General features: G+C 38.4%; 18 protein-coding genes. 13 read left to right on the top strand and 5 right to left on the bottom strand.

Annotated features, from left to right (window positions below; all coding sequences use genetic code 11):
* Positions 1-44: 44 nt before the first annotated feature.
* A complete protein-coding gene (locus N7Z68_RS08390; protein WP_275118022.1) occupies positions 45-308 on the bottom strand; it encodes a hypothetical protein in 264 nt (87 codons plus the stop codon).
* A 195-nt stretch (positions 309-503) separates the two neighbouring features.
* Between N7Z68_RS08390 and N7Z68_RS08385 the strand changes: the two genes are divergently transcribed.
* The 5 genes from N7Z68_RS08385 to N7Z68_RS08365 all read left to right on the top strand — a co-directional run bounded on the left by N7Z68_RS08385 (position 504) and on the right by N7Z68_RS08365 (position 6,559).
* Positions 504-1,271, top strand: coding sequence for a hypothetical protein (locus N7Z68_RS08385; RefSeq protein WP_275118021.1), 768 nt, complete (start codon positions 504-506; stop codon positions 1,269-1,271).
* A 263-nt stretch (positions 1,272-1,534) separates the two neighbouring features.
* A complete protein-coding gene (locus N7Z68_RS08380) occupies positions 1,535-2,230 on the top strand; it encodes a response regulator transcription factor (RefSeq protein ID WP_275118020.1) in 696 nt (231 codons plus the stop codon).
* Positions 2,223-3,623: a sensor histidine kinase gene (locus tag N7Z68_RS08375; protein WP_275118019.1), complete on the top strand. Its 1,401-nt coding sequence runs from the start codon at positions 2,223-2,225 to the stop codon at positions 3,621-3,623. The genes N7Z68_RS08380 and N7Z68_RS08375 overlap by 8 nt, the downstream gene beginning before the upstream one ends.
* A gap of 331 nt (positions 3,624-3,954) precedes the next feature.
* The gene (locus N7Z68_RS08370; protein ID WP_275118018.1) at positions 3,955-6,147 is read left to right on the top strand and encodes an MMPL family transporter; all 2,193 of its coding nucleotides are present in this window, start codon (positions 3,955-3,957) and stop codon (positions 6,145-6,147) included.
* Between the two features lie 10 nt (positions 6,148-6,157).
* Positions 6,158-6,559, top strand: a complete 402-nt coding sequence (locus N7Z68_RS08365; RefSeq protein WP_275118017.1) for a hypothetical protein — start codon at positions 6,158-6,160, stop codon at positions 6,557-6,559.
* Between the two features lie 285 nt (positions 6,560-6,844).
* Here N7Z68_RS08365 and N7Z68_RS08360 read toward each other — a convergent pair whose 3' ends face one another.
* On the bottom strand, positions 6,845-7,186 hold the full coding sequence (locus N7Z68_RS08360) for a hypothetical protein (protein WP_275118016.1): 342 nt from the start codon (positions 7,184-7,186) through the stop codon (positions 6,845-6,847).
* A gap of 146 nt (positions 7,187-7,332) precedes the next feature.
* On the opposite strand from N7Z68_RS08360, the gene N7Z68_RS08355 reads away from it, so the two are divergent.
* Together N7Z68_RS08355 and N7Z68_RS08350 are read left to right on the top strand one after the other, a co-directional pair.
* Positions 7,333-8,394 carry a sulfite oxidase gene (locus N7Z68_RS08355; RefSeq protein ID WP_275118015.1) on the top strand — a complete coding sequence of 354 codons (1,062 nt, stop codon included), beginning with the start codon at positions 7,333-7,335 and terminating at the stop codon, positions 8,392-8,394.
* 135 nt (positions 8,395-8,529) lie between these two features.
* Complete coding sequence (locus N7Z68_RS08350; RefSeq protein WP_275118014.1) at positions 8,530-9,525, top strand: sodium-dependent bicarbonate transport family permease; 996 nt, start codon at positions 8,530-8,532, stop codon at positions 9,523-9,525.
* A gap of 266 nt (positions 9,526-9,791) precedes the next feature.
* Here N7Z68_RS08350 and N7Z68_RS08345 read toward each other — a convergent pair whose 3' ends face one another.
* Positions 9,792-10,100: a DUF2642 domain-containing protein gene (locus tag N7Z68_RS08345; RefSeq protein ID WP_275118013.1), complete on the bottom strand. Its 309-nt coding sequence runs from the start codon at positions 10,098-10,100 to the stop codon at positions 9,792-9,794.
* A 184-nt stretch (positions 10,101-10,284) separates the two neighbouring features.
* Between N7Z68_RS08345 and nagA the strand changes: the two genes are divergently transcribed.
* Together nagA and nagB are read left to right on the top strand one after the other, a co-directional pair.
* The gene (gene nagA / locus N7Z68_RS08340) at positions 10,285-11,454 is read left to right on the top strand and encodes an N-acetylglucosamine-6-phosphate deacetylase (protein WP_275118012.1); all 1,170 of its coding nucleotides are present in this window, start codon (positions 10,285-10,287) and stop codon (positions 11,452-11,454) included.
* Between the two features lie 5 nt (positions 11,455-11,459).
* Positions 11,460-12,212, top strand: coding sequence for a glucosamine-6-phosphate deaminase (nagB, locus tag N7Z68_RS08335; RefSeq protein WP_275118011.1), 753 nt, complete (start codon positions 11,460-11,462; stop codon positions 12,210-12,212).
* A 188-nt stretch (positions 12,213-12,400) separates the two neighbouring features.
* On the opposite strand, the gene N7Z68_RS08330 is transcribed toward nagB, so the two are convergent.
* Entirely contained in the window at positions 12,401-12,580 is a 180-nt protein-coding gene (locus N7Z68_RS08330) for an H-type small acid-soluble spore protein (RefSeq protein ID WP_275118010.1), read from the bottom strand.
* Positions 12,581-12,761: 181 nt separating this feature from the next.
* Here N7Z68_RS08330 and N7Z68_RS08325 point away from each other — a divergent pair, with 181 nt between their 5' ends.
* Positions 12,762-13,514, top strand: a complete 753-nt coding sequence (locus N7Z68_RS08325; protein WP_275118009.1) for an SDR family NAD(P)-dependent oxidoreductase — start codon at positions 12,762-12,764, stop codon at positions 13,512-13,514.
* Between the two features lie 76 nt (positions 13,515-13,590).
* Here the strand turns inward: N7Z68_RS08325 and N7Z68_RS08320 are convergent, their stop codons facing one another.
* Positions 13,591-15,387: an ABC transporter substrate-binding protein gene (locus N7Z68_RS08320; protein WP_275118008.1), complete on the bottom strand. Its 1,797-nt coding sequence runs from the start codon at positions 15,385-15,387 to the stop codon at positions 13,591-13,593.
* Positions 15,388-15,513: 126 nt separating this feature from the next.
* Between N7Z68_RS08320 and N7Z68_RS08315 the strand changes: the two genes are divergently transcribed.
* From N7Z68_RS08315 to N7Z68_RS08305, 3 genes are all read left to right on the top strand, one after another.
* Entirely contained in the window at positions 15,514-16,758 is a 1,245-nt protein-coding gene (locus N7Z68_RS08315) for an MFS transporter (RefSeq protein WP_275118007.1), read from the top strand.
* 152 nt (positions 16,759-16,910) lie between these two features.
* On the top strand, positions 16,911-17,540 hold the full coding sequence (locus N7Z68_RS08310) for a cell wall hydrolase (protein WP_275118006.1): 630 nt from the start codon (positions 16,911-16,913) through the stop codon (positions 17,538-17,540).
* A 231-nt stretch (positions 17,541-17,771) separates the two neighbouring features.
* The gene (locus N7Z68_RS08305; RefSeq protein WP_275118005.1) at positions 17,772-18,458 is read left to right on the top strand and encodes a phosphoribosylaminoimidazolesuccinocarboxamide synthase; all 687 of its coding nucleotides are present in this window, start codon (positions 17,772-17,774) and stop codon (positions 18,456-18,458) included.
* Positions 18,459-18,599 lie beyond the last annotated feature (141 nt).

Raw genomic sequence — 18,599 nt, 5'->3', positions numbered from 1 at the left:
TTTTGTTCGAAGCTTTTCTGTATGTAAGTGATTGTGTAAGTAGCTTATGATTGATTGTCCATGGAAAGTGGTGATCCAGTAGATGTGTGTTCATTGACCCATTCTTGAGCAATTATAGAGAGAGAGGACCAGTTAGGTAATTGGTCTTTATTTTGTTCTAGCCAATTCATACAAAACTGCGGATCAATACTTTGCTCATAACACTCAGCTAAGAACGATTGCACATTTGCTTCGTTACAGTTCTGCCAAGATTCACAAATAATCATAAAATTGTCTTCGACTCTTGCTTGAATACTTTCGTTGGCCATAAAAAAACCTCCATTTCATTTCTTAGATATATGTTAAGTATGTCCAAAGAAAAGAGAATGATGAAGGGTGAATTTTCAAACGCGTTAATCCATATGAGTCTAGTGAAAAGTAGTAATTTTTCCTTATATTTACTAATATGTAAATGATGTAATATTAAAACGTGTCTATTATTCAATATAGTTTAGGAGGTTCTAATGAGGAAAATATTGATGACCATTCTATTAATGACAGTTGTTTTTAGTGCCTGTGGAAAGTCAGAAGAAACCAATAGTAAACAAAACGCTACTGCAGGAAAAGAGTCTGAAGAACATAACGGTGAGGCGGTTGACACTCAACTAAATGAAGAAAAAAGTAATGAGGAAGCAAAATTAAACGAAAATGAAAATGATGATGTAGAAGCTGAGGATAATGAGTTTGAAAAATATGTTTATGAAGGGGCTTGGCCAGGAATAGGGATTGAACCGACATCTCCAGAAGAAGACATTATTGAAGATTTAGAAGCTTTTTTCTCGTCACAAGAGGATAAAGAGTTTCCTCAACATACAAAAGAGTATACGTTTTATCTAAATAATGTTCTTGTTGCTGTCCAACAAAGAGTGACAGTTGATTATCACTATCGGTCTTTCATGAAAGTTGTTCCACAAAGGATAAGAAACTTACAACGACTAGAGTTAGAAACAATGGAAGTCGAATTTATTCGCAAGCAATACTTAGAAGCAATGGAAATTCATCATCAGGCTGTTCAAACGTTAGATGGGCATTTTACGGATATACATAATGATGAACATGATCGCCAACTAGAAGAAGGTTTATATGATGCTGTAAAGCAAGGTAACCATTTATTGGCACTTGCTGCTATACAAATGGTTAAACTCGCAGAGGATACGGAAATTTTAGACATTGATGAACTGAACGAGTTAGAAGACTTCATTGAAGATCATATTATTAAAGAGCAACTATAAATATGTTAGTCCATCTTAGGCTGTTGAGTATGTGTTCTCAACAGCTTTTTTGTAGTTTTCGATGGGGTGCTAACATGGTAAGGAATCCTGCCGAAAATATGAGTTCGTTGATATATTGATGGTAAGCCTCTTTTATGATCAACGAAATGGATATTAATTCCTGTTCTTTTTGTTCATACTGTGTTCATATATCCATGCTACGTTACAAGATAGTAGTTCGTCATTAATTGAATGTTTTAGGAGATTAGAAAGGGAGAACGGAAATGAAAAAATGGAAGGTGCTAATCATAGAGGATGATGTTAATATTTGTGAGCTTATTTCTCTATACATTGAGAAACAAGGACATATTGCCATTTTATCTACGGATGGTGAGGACGGCTTATCAAAGTTTTATGATGAACAACCAGACATGATTATCTTAGATATTATGCTTCCAAAGCTAGATGGATGGCAAGTTTGTAAAGATATCCGGCGTGACAATTCAACGATTCCAATTATTATGCTAACAGGAATGGGGGAGAGTTACGATAAAATTCGCGGACTTGACCTAGGTGCAGATGATTATATCGTCAAGCCTTTTGACCCGAATGAGCTTATCGCTCGAATGAAAGCAGTCATGAGAAGAGTACATCCGCTTTTTGATGAAAAAGAGTTGATTGACTGGCCCTCTCTAGCGATTGATATGAACCAATATCAAGTTTTAGTACACGGTAAGGAACTGACGATGCCACCTAAAGAACTAGAATTACTTTATTTTTTCGCTACGCATCCCAATCAAGTGTTTTCTCGTTTGCAGCTGTTAGATCAAGTATGGGGTTTTGACTTTGATGGTGATCCACGTACGATTGATGTTCATGTTAAACGGCTTCGCGAAAAATTAGGGCACCCGACTACTCAATGGGCATTAAAAACGATTCGGGGAGTCGGGTATAAGTTCGAGGTGACTGCAGTTGATTAAGGGGAAAGGGGTTTTTTCGAAACTATTTTTAAGTTACTCGGTCATTGTCCTGTTAGCCTTTTTCATGTTTAGCACCATTTTTATTTACTTGTTCCATGATTATTTATACAGCAATTATGAAGAAGTTTTTTATCATCAAAGAGATCAAATCGTTGATCATTTGCAACTGGCTCATGAGAAGGAGTGGGACCAAGAGGTTGTTAAGGCATCTCTTCAAATGAGTTTAAATCAACCATATACGATCGTAACGATTTATGACGATAACGGTCAGGTCCATTATCAATCCGATAGCCCACATGCCCAATTAACGAAGGTTGATCCTGTGATTGTTGAAGCCTCTTTAGGTGGAGAAGTGATAACTGAGCCGATGAGAATGAATGATTACCTCATCTATTTAATGGCCAGTCCAATCGAAATTGGTCTTGAAAATGAACCTATTTATTCAATGGTTATGATTTTTCATGAATACAATCACGAATCTAGACAAATGATCTTCCTCATTATTGTAACGGTGCTTATCACGATTGCATTAACAGGGATAGCTATATGGTTCATTTCTAGAAAAATAACAGCACCTCTTCGTCATATGAATGATATTGCGATGCAATATGCAAAAGGAGATTTTTCCCAAAATGTTGAGGTAAAATCCGAAGACGAAGTCGGACAGTTAGGAGCCACTTTTAATTTCATGGCTAAAGAATTAGGTCGTTTAGAGCAGATGAGAAAAGATTTTGTAGCAAACGTATCGCATGATTTACGTTCACCGCTGACGTCAATTAATGGGTTTTTAGTCGCATTAACCGATGGAACAATTCCAAAAGAACGAACCAACCATTATTATTCGATTATGAAAAATGAAACAGATCGTCTCATTAAGCTGGTTAATGACTTATTAAGTCTCACTCAGTTAGAGGCTGGAAAAATTAGCCTTCACCCGACGACCTATAATTTATCCGAGCAAATTAGGCTTACGGTTGCAAAGATGGAACCTGAATTGATGAAAAAACAAATTGAAGTAGAGATCGCTGGGGAGGAAGATGATAAAACTGTTTACGCGGATCGAGATCGAATTGAACAAGTGTTGGTTAACTTGATGCAGAATGCCATTTACTATTCACCGCATAAAAGCACTATATCCGTTGTATTAACTTCCTGCAAGGACAAAGTTCGTATTAGTGTTGAGGATACAGGGGAAGGAATTCCTGATGATGAATTAGAGCATATTTGGGACCGATTTTACAAGACAGATAAAGCTCGTTCGAAAAAGGTGGGTACCGGAATTGGCTTATCCATCGTGAAATCGATCATTGATCTGCACGAGTCGTCTATAACCGTCCAAAGTGAAGTAGGTAAAGGAACAAAATTCGAGTTTACCCTGCCAATTCGCAAATAAGCGAAGAAGGTAAGGTGAATTAAAGTCATTCAATATAAGTTAATTGAAGTAACGTAAAGTAGGTACGTGGCACCCTGTTTACAATTGGGTGCCATTTTTTGTCTGTGTGTTGTTTTTTTACGAGTGCAGCGGTGAGGAACATGAATGTATGGACATGTTATCAGTGGATTTAGTCGATTGATCGTTAATTTGTTCATCTTGTGTTCATATAGCATCGGTATCATTTCGTTGTGAGGTAATTCTTTCGCATCAAGGTTAGTCTGGTAGAGGAGGATATAAGGGAGGTCGCTCGTTTATTTTTGAAAAAATAGTATAGGAGTTGAAGAAAAAAGTGAGTAAGTTAGCTAAATATGCATCAGACCGTAAATGGGTTTGGGTGATTCTCATTGTATGGATTGCAGTAGCAGGAGCTTTAAGTGCGGCACCTTCAGCTAATGATTATACAGTGAATACAGGAGAGGATGATTTACCGAAACAAGCACAATCGGTAATAGCCAATGAAAAAGTAAAAAATTACTTTTCACAAGAAGGAATTCTTGCATTGCTGGTTTTTCATGAAGAAGAGGGCTGGAACGAGTCCAATATTTCACAAGTGGAGAACGTCAGTAAATGGTTAACGGATGAAACAGAACTTGTTACAATAGAGTCAATGGTTCCGTTTCATGACTTTCCAGATCATGCGAAACAATTGTTTCAGTCAGATGATGGAACGACCCTTGTTTTACCTCTCACATTAACGGATCGTTTAGAGATGTCAGAAATCAATGACACGATTAGTGCTATTCAGGCGTTTGGTGATGAGGAGTTAGAGTATGGATCTTTAATGATTACTGGGCCAGCAGGAATTGCTTCAGATACGATTGCAATCTTTTCTAATGCAGATCTAGTTTTGCTATTTTCTACGATTGGTCTTGTACTAGTTTTATTGATTGTCATTTATCGTTCCCCATTATTAGCGATCATTCCATTAGTAGCTGTGGCGTTCGTTTATCAAGTCGTTGACCGTGTGCTTGGCATTTTTGCAGCCAATGGTGTGTTTATGATTGAATCTCAATCTTTATCGATCGTTATGATTCTATTATTTGGGGCAACGACAGATTATAGTTTATTTGTTTTCTCACGTTATCGTGAAGAACTGAGAAAGTACGAGTGTAAGCATCATGCGATGAAAGAAGCAGTGAAGGAAGTCGCCTCTCCAATCTTTTTTAGTGGTGGTACGGTATTTGCTGCGATGCTAGTCCTATTTTTGGCAGATTACGGTCCTTACCAAAACTTTGCACCTGTGTTTGCGATTACGATTGCCATTGTTTTATTAGCTGGGCTTACGTTAATACCGGCACTATTTACGATTGTAGGGCGCCGTTCATTTTGGCCGGCTATTCCACAAGTGGGTGAGAAAACGATAGAGAAAAATCGTTTCTGGGGTAAAATTGGTTCCGTTGTCACGAAAAAGCCGTTAGTTGCCGGTGGACTTGTTCTTCTTTTCTTGATTATTAACGGGCTTAATGTGTTCAATATTCAATATTCGTTTAACTTAATCAAGTCGTTTCCAGATGATATGACCTCCCGTGTTGGTTTTGAGCAACTTGAAAGAAGTTTTCCGGCTGGAGATCTTGCACCAATAACCGTTCTTGTTGAAAAAGAAGAGGGCTTTACGTTTTCTGAAAAAGAATGGATTGCCCTTGAAAAATTAAATGATCAGTTATTAGCAGAAGAGGGAATACAGTCAACGTCATTACCTGATTTAGATTTGATAGCAAACGGCGAAGGGCATGGAGGAAGCCGTTGGTTAGCTGACTCAGGACAGGCAGTAAAATTTGATCTGATTTTAGGGATGAACCCGTATGACCAAGAAGCACTCGACCAACTAGACTCGTTAACTAGTAACAAAGAAAGATTACTAGATGAAAGTGGATTAGGAAGTCATCAGACCAACCTTTATTTTGCGGGTGAAACAGCGAAACAAGCTGATATTCGAGCGTTAAATGAGCGTGATACTCGTACGGTTGTTATTGTCGTCACATTAGTGATCTTTTTCATGCTGATTTTCCATACTCGCTCTTTAATAGCACCTGTTTATATGATGGCTACAATTCTTATTTCCTATTTATCTGCACTAGGATTAAGTTGGTTTATCTTTGAAAATATGTTTGGTTATGAAGCAATGAGTTACCGCATTCCTCTTTATGCGTTCGTGTTCCTAGTCGCTTTAGGGGTCGATTACAATATCATGTTAATTTCAAGAATACGAGAGGAAAACCGTCAATTTACGATCCGTGAGTCGGTCAAAAGAGGTGTTGCTTTAACAGGTGGTGTGATTTCTTCCGCGGGTATCATTTTAGCAGCAACGTTTGGCGTCTTAATGACTCAGCCGATTTTAGAGTTGTTTATGTTTGGCTTTATTGTTTCTATAGGAATTTTGATGGACGCCTTTTTAGTTCGAGGCATGCTCGTTCCAGCAATCGTTACATTATTGGATCGATGGAACTGGTGGCCGTTTGCATCTAGAAAATCAAATAATTGAGGTGGTTAAGGTGAATAAAACAAAATTTTTACTTCGAACGTCTGCCATTTATGCTGTGATCGGCGTATTTATGGGCGGGCATATGGCTGGAGCAGGATCTTATATGTTCCGTGCCATCCATGCTCACATTTTAGTCGTCGGATGGCTGTCTTTGTTTGCATTTGCTGTATTCTATGCGCTATTTGCTATTCCGAAAAAATCAAAGCTCGCGACTGTTCAAGTTTGGTCTGCTGTCTTTGGTAGTTTTGGATTAACAGCCGGAATGTGGATGTACTATTTTCAGCCAGCGTGGGCACCAGAATTGTTTAACCTAATTTTTTATATCGCTGGCGGCTCCGTCTTAATGATTAGCTTTTTCGCTTTCTTAATTTTAACGTTTGTTTACGGTAAGCAACTAACTGATAAGCAATAATGGAGTAAAAACAGGGTCCGACTGGGTCCTGTTTTTAAATTTTTCTGGAAGTGGCCAAAAAAAGGTTAAAAACAATACCGGGAAAATGATTAAAGCTAGGAAACACTAATTTGTGCGCCGTTTTCTTAGCTTCTTTTATAGTTTATTGTCCAAGTCACCCAATATATTATCCGATTTCAAAATTTATTGTCCGATTTCTCAATTTATTGTCGGTTTTGTATTATTTATTGTCCGAAATCAATTTTTATTGTCCAAAAAATGAACAAACTATGGTTTGGGGTAAAATCAATCAAAGGTTAAGTAGCTTGAATTATCCTGTAAAAGCTCTTCCTCCATTTTTTGTATGGCTTGTTCGCCCGCCATTGTTTTAGGGATAAACTCAATTTGGTCATTATTTTCGGCATCTTTATGATAAACGATTTGCATATGGCTGTTGTCGGCGATTAACCAGTTGGTTGCATTCAGTTGGTCAAAAATGATATCGACTTCAAGAAGCGTCCCAATTTCATGAAGGAACTCATAATAAATTAACCCGTAAGAGTCATCGTGCTCTTCATTTGCGATGTATTTAGCATAAGGGCTTTCGTTATAAAACGAAGGTTGAAGTGTTAATGTTTTCTTCTGCAAGATGTATTCCCCCTTTATGAATATTTTTAGTTTAACTCTTTTCTTCTTCGTGCATTCTTCACTTATTTTATTAATTTTTCAATCAGTAAGTGAAAAGGTCTAATCAATCGTTCTCGTTAATATGTTTTATGGGAAGGGGCGATGGTATGAGCGATGGAAGAGTGCGTCCGTATTTCACAACTAGAGGTTTAATCCCTGAAAATCAAGAAACGCCTATTCATTTTTTGCGAGGTTCCATTTTTGACAAAGGATATTGGTTTTTACGTAATCATTTTCAGTATCCTGATCTAACTATTAATAGTGGGAATTTACTGATAACTGGAGCAGTCAAAAAAGCTTTTATTATAAAACTTGAGCAGTTAAAAACATTACCAAGTAAAACAATCACTGTACCGCTTATTTGCGCTGGAAATCAGCGAGCCGAATTTCGCCCTAAAGTGTACGGTGAGCAATGGGAGGAAGGTGCAGTTAGCCAAGGGGTTTGGACTGGTGTTCCACTTAAGGATTTGCTTGGTGTTTCAGGGCTTGAAGAAAATGCGCTTGAAGTTGTGTTTACCGGAGCTGATCGAGGTACGACACCGAATGTAGACGAAGCCGTTTTATATGAAAGAAGTTTACCTATGAATAAAGCGCTCCACCCCGATACGATGGTTGCTTACGAATACAATGGCCAGCCAATACCTTTTAAACACGGATACCCGCTGCGATTAATTGTTCCGAATTGGTACGGAATGGCATCGGTCAAATGGCTTCAAAAAATTACTGTTGTTGCTCAACCTTATGAAGGCCCTTTTCAAACGGATGACTATGTCTATTATCCGGACCCTCATACGGATGAGGGAAAATCACCTGTGACAACGATCCGTGTTAACTCAATCATTCAGCAGCCTTTAGACCATTCAATTATCGATGAAGGAGCTCATGTTATAGTTGGGCTTGCTTGGAGTGGTGAAGGGCAGATTGAAGAAGTTGAAATTTCCTTTGATAAAGGAAACACCTGGGAGGCTGTAACACTCGCCCAAGATCAGACCAAGCGGTATGCTTGGACAGAGTGGCAGTATAACTGGACAACGCCCGGAAAGGGAACGTTTACGATTCAAACGAGAGCGAAGGATTCAGATGGAAATGTTCAACCTGAACGAGAGTACTGGAATCGAAAAGGATATGGGTATAATGCCATTTATAGAATTAACGTAAAAGTAGAATAGGTTTTGAACGTATCACTGCCTCACTCTCAGCAATTGCAATTGAATACTTAGCTGTGCAGTGAGGTTTTTTCATACATTAAGACAGATTGGGTTACTTTAATAGAATAACAAAAGTTGGGATTAGAGGTGGAACGTATGGAGTTAATTTATGAAATCGCCTATACCAATTTATTATCTCCGATGATCTTATTTTTCCTTATTGGTATTGTTGCTGTCATCGTCAACTCGGACCTTAAAGTGCCGGGTGCCTTTTATACAGGGTACACGATGATTATTCTGCTTACGATCGGAATTAAGGGTGGAGTCGAGTTGCGAAATGTAACGTTAATGGACATGCTTCCAACGATTATTACTTCTATAGTACTGAGCATTATAATGTTTGGGATAGCTTTTATTACTGTAAAAGGACTCTTCAAGTTTTCATTAACCGATTCTTTTGCTATATCCGCCCATTATGGTTCGGTGAGTGCAGTGACGTTCATAGCAGGTATTGCTTTCTTAGAGAAGGTCGGTGTTTATTATGAAGCGTATATGTCGGCGATTCTTGTCATTATGGAAGGTCCTGCAATCATTTTAGCAATCGTTCTCTATAAGGTATTTACTCAAAAGCAAAATGGAGCAGACGAAAATCCGGATGCTAGTTTAAAGCATGTCATAAAGGAAGCTTTCTTCGGTAAAAGTATATTCCTGTTATTAGGCGGGATTTTTATCGGGTATGTTGCTCATACAGACGGACTCGTGCAAATTCGACCGTTATTTGGTGATTTGTTTTATGGGATCCTATGTATCTTCTTACTTCATATGGGGATGGTGGCAACGCAAAGTATTCGTCAACTAAAAAATGTAAAGCCGACTTCATTCCTTTTTGCCTTTATTCTTCCTGTAGTAGGTGGAACGTTAGGTGTATTAGCCGGTTATTTCATCGGACTATCATTGGGGGGAGCCGTTGTTCTTGCGTTTTTAACGGGAAGTGCTTCGTATATTGCAGCCCCTGCCGCAGTCGGTCAAGCGATCCCGGAAGCGAATTCAGGAGTATACATTGGATCGGCACTTGGGCTGACGCTGCCGTTTAATTTAATTGTCGGTATTCCTTATTTTTATTGGTTGGCCAGTGTGGTTTATCCCGTTTAACTGGCGCTAAGACTCCCACTTCAAGACTTTGACGACGCTATAAAGGATAAGTGGGAGATGATTGAACACAGACTAAGTTCGCCACGTCCTGTGGCAACGTCTGTGTGACCCACATCGTGTGGGCCTCAGTAACAACCCGATTGGTTCAACTAATATTCAGTGGGGGAAGAAGGAAACCCCCCACTGAATAAAGTTTCACTTTATTAAAAGGTAAAAGAGAATCGTTAGCAAGGTTACTGTGAAGGAAAACAGTAACCTTTTTATTATTAATCAGCTAATCTAAAATAAATAATATGTTCATATCGAATATGATAATCGATGTCATTAATCGTCAGCTGTAGATGATCAACAGCTACACCTGTTAATTCACCTACTAACTTTTCATTAATGGTTGTGACTTGGAGCCGTTCATTTAGATGCAGCATCAAATGATCAAAAAATATGGGTTCAAAATTAATAGAATAAGTTGGTTGTGTGGTTTTCATCGTTTCTTTTAATTGATTAGAATGGATATAATAACCTGGTGGTAAAACATGGTTCCGGTAATTTGAGTAATTGTAATACATAGCATTCATTCACCTGCCTCTCTTAGACATATACCTATGTTTTGAGCTGCGATTTGAAACGGCCAATGCCTATAAGTGAGTATCTTTTGAATATATTACAAAGATGTTTTTTGTTTACGGATAGAGGATTTGACTGAACGAACGTCAAAGTATGGCACAAAGACAAACCAAGAGCTGAGAGGAGTGGAGGGCTTTGAATGATCATACCATTCTTATAAAAAATGTTCGTCTATATACAGAAATGGGTGTTATAGAGAAGGGCTGTTTGCTCGTAAAAGGAAAAACGATTGATGCAATCGAAAAAGGAAACAGACTTCAAGAGGTATTCCCAAAAGAGCTTACGATAGATGGAGACGGTTTACAAGTTATTCCAGGGTTCATTGACGGGCATATCCATGGAACCCACGGAGCCGATGTGATGGATGCTACTCCTGAGGCACTTGATAGAATAGCAAGTAAGTTGCCAGAAGAAGGGACGACTAGTTTTTTGGCGACAACCATTACTCAATCGACTGATAACATTGAGAGGGCTTTAGCGAATGTTTCCGACTATAACAATAAAGTAAACAGTGCCGAATTACTAGGTGTGCATTTAGAGGGACCTTTTATAGAAAAAAATAAAGCAGGAGCTCAACCAGCAGAGTTTGTGGCACGGCCATCGATTGAATTGTTCAACAAGTGGCAAGCGATTTCTGGAAATAACATAAAAACGGTTACGCTTGCACCAGAGAAGGACAAGGATCATAAATTGATTACAAACTTATCAATTCAAGGATTAAATATATCGGCAGGGCATACAGGTGCAGGGTTCGCTGAGATGAAAAAAGCCGTGGGAGCAGGGGTAAATCAAGTAGCCCATTTATGTAATGCGATGACTGGACTTCATCACCGAGATATTGGTGTAGTTGGTGCAGCTTTTTTACAGAAGGAATTACGAAGTGAATTAATCGCCGACGGTATTCATGTTTCTCGAGAAATGATTGAGGTTATCTATCAAAATATCGGACCAGATCGGTTAATCTTCATTACGGATGCAATCCGAGCAAAAGGTCTTGCACCAGGCCACTATGATTTAGGGGGCCAAAGGGTGACTGTTGATGAACATAAAGCTGAATTAGCAGATGGAACATTAGCTGGCAGTGTGTTAAGAATGATTGATGCTGTTAAAAATATTCGGCAAATGACAGGCGCGTCAATGGAGGACTTGATAAAAATGGCCAGTTACAATCCTGCAAAACAACTAAAGCTTGATGATCGAAAGGGAAGCTTAGCTGTTGGAAAGGATGCAGATATTTTATTAGTGGATGAAGACTTAAATATTCATTACACGGTCTGCCAAGGAAAAATTGCTTACAGGAGGTGAGATAAGTGAAATTGGTAGTCATGGAAAATCATGAAGAAATGAGCAAATATGCGTGTCAATTAATTGTTAGTAAAGTAAATTCATTAACTTCTCCTGTTCTTGGACTGGCTACTGGGTCAACGCCTGAACGTTTGTACGAGATGTTAATTGAAGAATATAAACAAAAGTTAGTTTCTTTTTCTCGTGTAAAAACGTTTAATTTGGATGAGTATGTGGGCTTAAGGGGTCATGATAAAAACAGTTATCGATATTATATGGATCATCACTTGTTCAGTAAAGTGAATTTTACAAAGAGAAAAAATCATATTCCAAATGGGATGGCAAGTCAGTTAGAGCAGGAGTGTCAGCGCTATGAGCAATTGATTAAAGAGGCTGGGGGCATTGATTTGCAAATATTGGGGCTCGGTCATAATGGGCATATTGGCTTTAATGAACCAGGTACCCCATTTTCCTCGAGAACACATGTGGTCGATTTGGATTGTACAACTCGTGAGGCGAATGCTCGCTTTTTCGAAAGTATAAAAGAAGTGCCCACGCAAGCCATTACAATGGGTATTGAGACCATTTTAGAGAGTAAGCAGATTATTTTATTAGTGTCTGGAGAACAAAAAGCAACAGCAATGCAAAGACTTTTGAATGGGGAAGTGTCTGAAGACTTTCCAGCTTCAGTCTTGAAGCGCCACCATGATGTCACGATTATTGCGGACAAAGCGGCATTACAGCTGCAAGAAGATGAGCAATTGGCATGGCAACAGTAAGAGGTAGTAGGTAGTCTGGGAAAAGAATGAACATGAGCTAGTTGTGAAAAGTAATTTTAATAGGTGAGTGAAATAGTAACTAAATGAAATAGAACATGCGCAACACAATGAGAGCCTGATTTATTGGATCAAACAGGCTCTTTTCTTCTGTACTGCAAGTATTAGGGCAACTTCATCTTTATTAAAAATTAATCTTCCACTAATTCAGAAATATCAACATCTGAACGTTCTTCCATCGGTCCTCTTAAATGAACAGTTGCTGTTTTTCCGTCTTCTTTTAATTCATCAATCCATACAGAAGCTCCGTTATATTTAACGTCGATGTCAGCAGAAGAAGAAAGAATTTGTTTCACTCGTTTTTGATCCATTTCATTCACCCCCAATCTTCATCACTATATTTTGTGAAAGCAGAAGATTTTTATGTATTATACTAAGTATTGGTAAATCTGATTGCTTGACGTTCAAGAGTGAGAAGTAGCTACATATGAGAAAGAAAACGAGCAGAAATCATGATATTTATAAGATAATAAAGGAAAAGGAGTGTCATTGATGAATAAACTCAAAAAAGATGTCGTTATCGTCACAGGTGCGGCCAATGGAATCGGACGAGCAGTAGCAAGAGCATATGGGGAAAATGGATGTGCCGTTGTTTTAGCTGATATGGATGAAGTTCGAGGTGAACAGGTGGCGAGTGAATGGAGAGCGGAGGGTCATGATGTTTGTTTTGTTAGAACAGATGTAACACAAGAAAAAGATATTATTCACCTAGTCGAGCTAACGAGAAGTACATACGGAACGATTAATGTGCTCATTAACAATGCAGGAATCAGTGAGTTTAAACCATTGCTTGAATGTTCAGTGGACGATTGGGATCGGGTGATGAACACGAATGTTCGAAGTACGTTCTTATGTTCGAAGGAAGCTTCGAAAGTGATGCGTGAGAATGAAGGGGGCGGAGCAATTGTTAATATTGCATCGACTCGTGCGATAATGTCAGAACCTCATTCAGAGGCTTACGCTGCTTCTAAAGGAGGCATTGTTGCTTTGACACATGCTCTTGCGGCGTCATTGAGTGAGTATAACATTACAGTAAATGCGGTTTCTCCAGGCTGGATTGAAACCGGTAATTATAGCGAGTTACGTGAGGTTGACCATCAACAACACTTTGCCAAGCGCGTCGGCAAACCAAATGATGTAGCTAAAGCATGTATGTATCTAACCGCTGCTGATAACGATTTCGTAACAGGCATGAACTTAATCGTCGATGGCGGAATGACAAGAAAGATGATCTACGAAGAATAAACCAAAATATTTGCGGTGCCAGGCACCTTTAGTTCACTGCTGTGCTAAAGGTGCCTGGCACCATAAAAAGATTTGGTTAAGTTTTGAACCATAATTTTTTGTAGCTTACTTTTCCGTATGATTCGAGGGTGACGCCTGAAAGTGGCGATGCTTGATTCACTTGGACATGGTGGCTGCGATGAAACAATGGGATATAGGTGATTTCATCTTTTAGAAGTTGTTCAAGATCTATTAATAGTTGGTAGCGCGTGAGAGAATTGGGTTCATGCTGAATGTGGACTAATTCTTTTTGGAATGTCATCGATAATTCAGGTCCAAGTAATGCTTTTATAAAACTGCCTGGTAGTTGAAAAAACCTTAACAAGGAGTATTGAATATCCATTCCTAATGCCATTCCAGCTAGAATGATGTCCGCTTCGGCTAGTGTTTCTTTTCTAATGAGTTCATCGATAGGAACAACATGAACTTCGACAACGAGCCCGCTGTTTTCTAGGTGATCTTTTAGCCATAGGGCTTCTTTTTTTAGGTGGGCATTTTTACGCAACTGTGTGGCATAAAGGGTGATTTTCTCCCCGTTGTATCCAGCTTCTTTTAATAATCGCTTTGCCTTTGCTGGATCATATGGATTATTATATGTGTTCTCTGTTATGTGAATCAGTTGGCTATCTGCAGGGAAGTAACGTTCACCTAATAAATCTCGGCACATTTGATCACGGTTGATGGAACAGCGAATGGCTTCTCTTATTTTCTTATTTTGATGAACTCCACTTTTAAATAAATTAAAGCTTAAGTAAGTAGCGCCTTCTTCCGGATGCTCAATTTCCTTCCAGGCCATCGGTTGGTCTTTATCTGTCACTTGGTTAAAATAATGAAAAAATGGATGATGCTCTTGTTCATTCATTTGTAATAGCGTAATAATTTCCACACGGTCTAAATGCGGCCGACCTTGAAAGTAGGAGGAATGTGCATCAAGGCGAAGCATGGAATCATCATGTTTTGTAAGTTTAAAAGGACCAGAGCCGATCGGAAGTTTCGTAAACTGTTCAGGATTTTCGTTATACACTTCCATTGGGATAATCGACAGTTGTTTATTGCATAATGCGTTAGGAAATAAATATTCAGGTCGATCAAGGATAAATTGAACGACATATTTTTTTATAAGACGAATCTCTTTAATATGACGAATCATCCATTTATTGTGAAAAGGAGTTTCTATTAGACGTTCAAAGGTTGCTTTTACATCGTCTGCCGTTAATTCTCTACCATGTTGAAAAAGAACACCTTTTCGTAAATAAAAGGTCCAAACCTTGCCAGTATCATCGACTTCCCAATGGTGAGCGAGGTGAGGTTCCACTGCACTTGAACGTGGATTGAAAGTTAATAACGTATCAAAAATATGGTCCGCTAAATGATTTTCGTGAATGGACTTCAAGTGGGCAGGATCTAAATGATGAATGGCATGGTAAAACGGATAGCGTAAAATGTCTAGTTGTTCCTCACTGTTTCTATGCTCAATATATCCAAATTGCTCCTGGATCCACTCATTTAACTTTTGTTGATAAAAGGAATTTAACGTATGTAATAATTGCAGTCCCTCTTTATAGGCTCCAGTTTCAATATGTAATTTAGACACTTCAAACGTTACTGCATCCTTACTTTTTAAAAAAGTAAGTGTCGGTCGTTTTCCTCTCCCGTAAGAAACTTCCCATTCAAGCCAGCCGTTGCTTTTCATTTCCTTTATTAATCGTTTGACGTATCTGGGTGTACAATGAAGAATTTCAGCTAATTCCTCGATTGTGATTTGGATGGCTTGATAATCATCAACAGCCGCAAGTGCTTCACGTAATTGTAAATAGTGCTCCGTCAATTTCATAGACATCATCCTTAAAAGGTGAACTAGTTTAATTGAATTGTACACTTTTTAGACACCTTTTTACCAGATAAACTATCACTAAACATTTGAAAAATTAAGATTAAGAGGGAAAAGGTGTGATAAACAATGAAAGCTGTTCTAGAAAGAAAATCTGAAGAAGCCTTGAATAACAATAGCTCCATCTGGAGAAATAAACAGTTTCTATTGCTAATTTGGGGTACTTCTGTTTCAAATTTAACGTTTTCTATTTTTACAATGGCATTACCGATTATGATTTACGAATTAACGAGGTCGGCTTTTGCGATGGGGACGATGCGGGCGATTGAATTTTTACCGAACCTCCTGTTGGCGGTCTTTATCGGGGTACTCGTTGATCGCTTCAATCGAAAAAAAGTGTTGCTAAGTTCCGTCGGTTTACAAATGGTCATGATCCTGACGATTATTGTTTTACTCTTAACCTCTCAACTTCAGCTTTGGCATTTATATGTACTTGGGTTTATTTTATATACGTCAGCTTACATGTTTGGCAATGCTTATCATAGTGTGTTACCGCTCATTGTTGACAAGGAGCAGTTAACATCTGCTAATTCGGTCATATCATTTTTGTACACGTTTGTCGGACTCATTGGCCCAGCGTTGGCCGGTATGGTGCTCTTGGTGTTGAATAACATTTACGGGTTAACGATTACGGCATTTGGTTTGCTTGTATTGCTATTATTTATATCACTACTGAAGTTGCCATTCATAAAGAAGGAAGAGGATCAAAAGAAAACGAGTATGATTGAAGAAATGAAAGAAGGTTGGTACTCCCTGATTGAAAATAAAGAATTATGGAATTTGACGATCATGGTGTTGCTGAGCAATATTACATCGGCTGCAACTCTTTCTGTCTTTATCTTTTTTGCACTAGATGTTATGAATGTCATCGAAACGAAGTTGGGGATTATTTTGGCAAGTACAGCGATTGGCGGGCTGGTTGCGGCAACTGTGGCTAAAAAGATGACGCGTTGGTTTACGCGGGGGCAGTTGTTTATTTGGTCGTTAGCTATTCAAAGTTTGGGATATTTCCTATTATTCTTTTCATTAGATTGGTATTGGCTGGTTGCAGGAATGTTTTGTAACGGATTAAGTGGAGGTTTAATGAATATTCACTATTTTACATTGCGTCAAGAAACGACGCCGAACCATTTATTAGGAAGAGTTGCGGGCACTTCGTCAATGTTGATGAAATTAGCTGTACCGTTTGCCTTTTTTGGAGTCGGTGCCTTAGCTGAATTTATACCTGTACACTTCATCTTTTTAGGATCTGCGATTGGGACCGCTTTGATTATTGTCTATTTAATTCGTACTCCAGTTGTTTATATGAGATAAAATGTATGAAATCAAGGATATTATAACTACTAGTATTACGTTTTTCTCTAGTGCTATATTCTGAACTTTACAGGAGGATATTCCTGAATTAATAGAATTTTATTTTAAAAAAGCTATTTTCATGTTTGAATGGATGAAAAGGAGGTGGTTATATGTTAAAAAAAGCCAAACTTTTTCTTCCTGTGTTCGTTTGTCTATTGATCGTGTCACTGTTCCCTAAGGAGTCCCAGGCCTATGAATTCACGCTGCAAAAAGAAGATCGAAGTCAACAAGTATTTCAATTGCAAGAAAAGCTAGTGCAATTGGGTTATCTCCATGTCGCTCCAACAGGCTACTATGGAACTTTAACCGAGAATGCCGTTCTCCAACTGCAACAAGACTTTCGACTTTCTGTTGATGGAATCGCAGGTCCGAGAACATTGCATCGACTAATGGAAATTGAGAAGATGGCTAAAATTGTTCACGGAGAAGCACGTGGAGAAGCGTACAAAGGTCAAGTGGCTGTTGCGGCTGTTATCAAAAACCGCTTGCACTCCTCAGAATTTCCTTCAACAGTTGAAGGTGTCATCTATCAGAGAAATGCATTTACAGCAGTCCAAGACGGTCAATATGATCTGACTCCAACTTATATTGCGTATCGAGCGGTGAAGGATGCTTGGTTAGGGTGGGACCCTACTTATGGATCTACTTATTATTATAATCCCCGAATAGCAACATCTCAGTGGATTTTTAATAATACAACACCGAAGCTAACGATAGGAAGACATCTCTTTGCTGACTAGATTTCATGAACATAGGTAGTGAATGGGTTTTATCGACTCGGGAAATACATATGGAATGTCTTAGGTCGATTAGTTAAAAGCTAGTTCTATTCTCTTATAAATCATAGTAATCCGATGTAACTACTTAAAAAGTTTTCATAAAATACTCACTGACAAGATATTGGTTTCTGTGACAATTTGTTGCATAATACATCATAGGCAGTTATTAAATGGGGAAAGGGTGTAGTATAGATGAAACTTACATACACAGGTAAGACAAAAGATGTATATGAATTAGAGAATGGGCATTATTTATTAAAGTTCAAGGATGATGTAACGGGAGAGAATGGAGTTTTTGATCCAGGTGCCAATACGGTTGGACTTTCGATTGAAGGTGCTGGAAAAGCTGGATTAAGATTAACAGCATTCTTTTTTGAAACATTAAAAGAGAAAGAGATTCCAACTCACTACATAGACTCCAACATCGAGGAAGGCACGATGACGGTAAAACCTGCTGAGGTGTTTGGTAAAGGGCTTGAAGTTATTTGTCGTTACCGAGCAGTTGGAAGTTTTTTACGTCGTTACGGTATGTATGCAGAGGAAGGACAAGAGTTGGACGCATTTGTAGAAGTGACGCTGAAAGATGACGATCGTCAAGATCCTCCTATTTCTGAAGATGCTCTTGATATGCTAGGCATACTTTCTAAAGACGAATACAGTGTGTTAAAAGATTTAACGAAGAAAATTGGTAACGTCGTAAAAGAAGAGTTAGCCAAAAAAGAGATTGAATTATATGATATTAAGTTTGAATTTGGCCGTGTAGGAGACAATAAAGAAATCGTTCTTATCGATGAAATTTCAGGTGGCAATATGAGAGCCTACAAAAACGGTGAATACATCGAGCCATTACAGTTAGAAAAATTAATGTTACAACAATAAGTAGAAATAGTTATTAAGCAGAAGTTGTCGTTTCAGGCAACTTCTTTGTTGTCCAAAAGAAGATGGTAAAGCTATTTCTAAGTAGTATTTTCCTAAGTCAACACTACGTTTTATTTCAGTTCAATTTTTATTTAGTGCGAG

The sequence above is a fragment of the Alkalihalobacterium chitinilyticum genome (assembly GCF_029028005.1).
In the GTDB taxonomy this organism is placed as follows: Bacteria; Bacillota; Bacilli; order Bacillales; family Bacillaceae_F; genus Alkalihalobacterium; species Alkalihalobacterium chitinilyticum.
The sequence above is the reverse complement of the archived record's forward strand: the minus strand, read 5'-3'. Positions and strand labels throughout refer to the sequence as shown.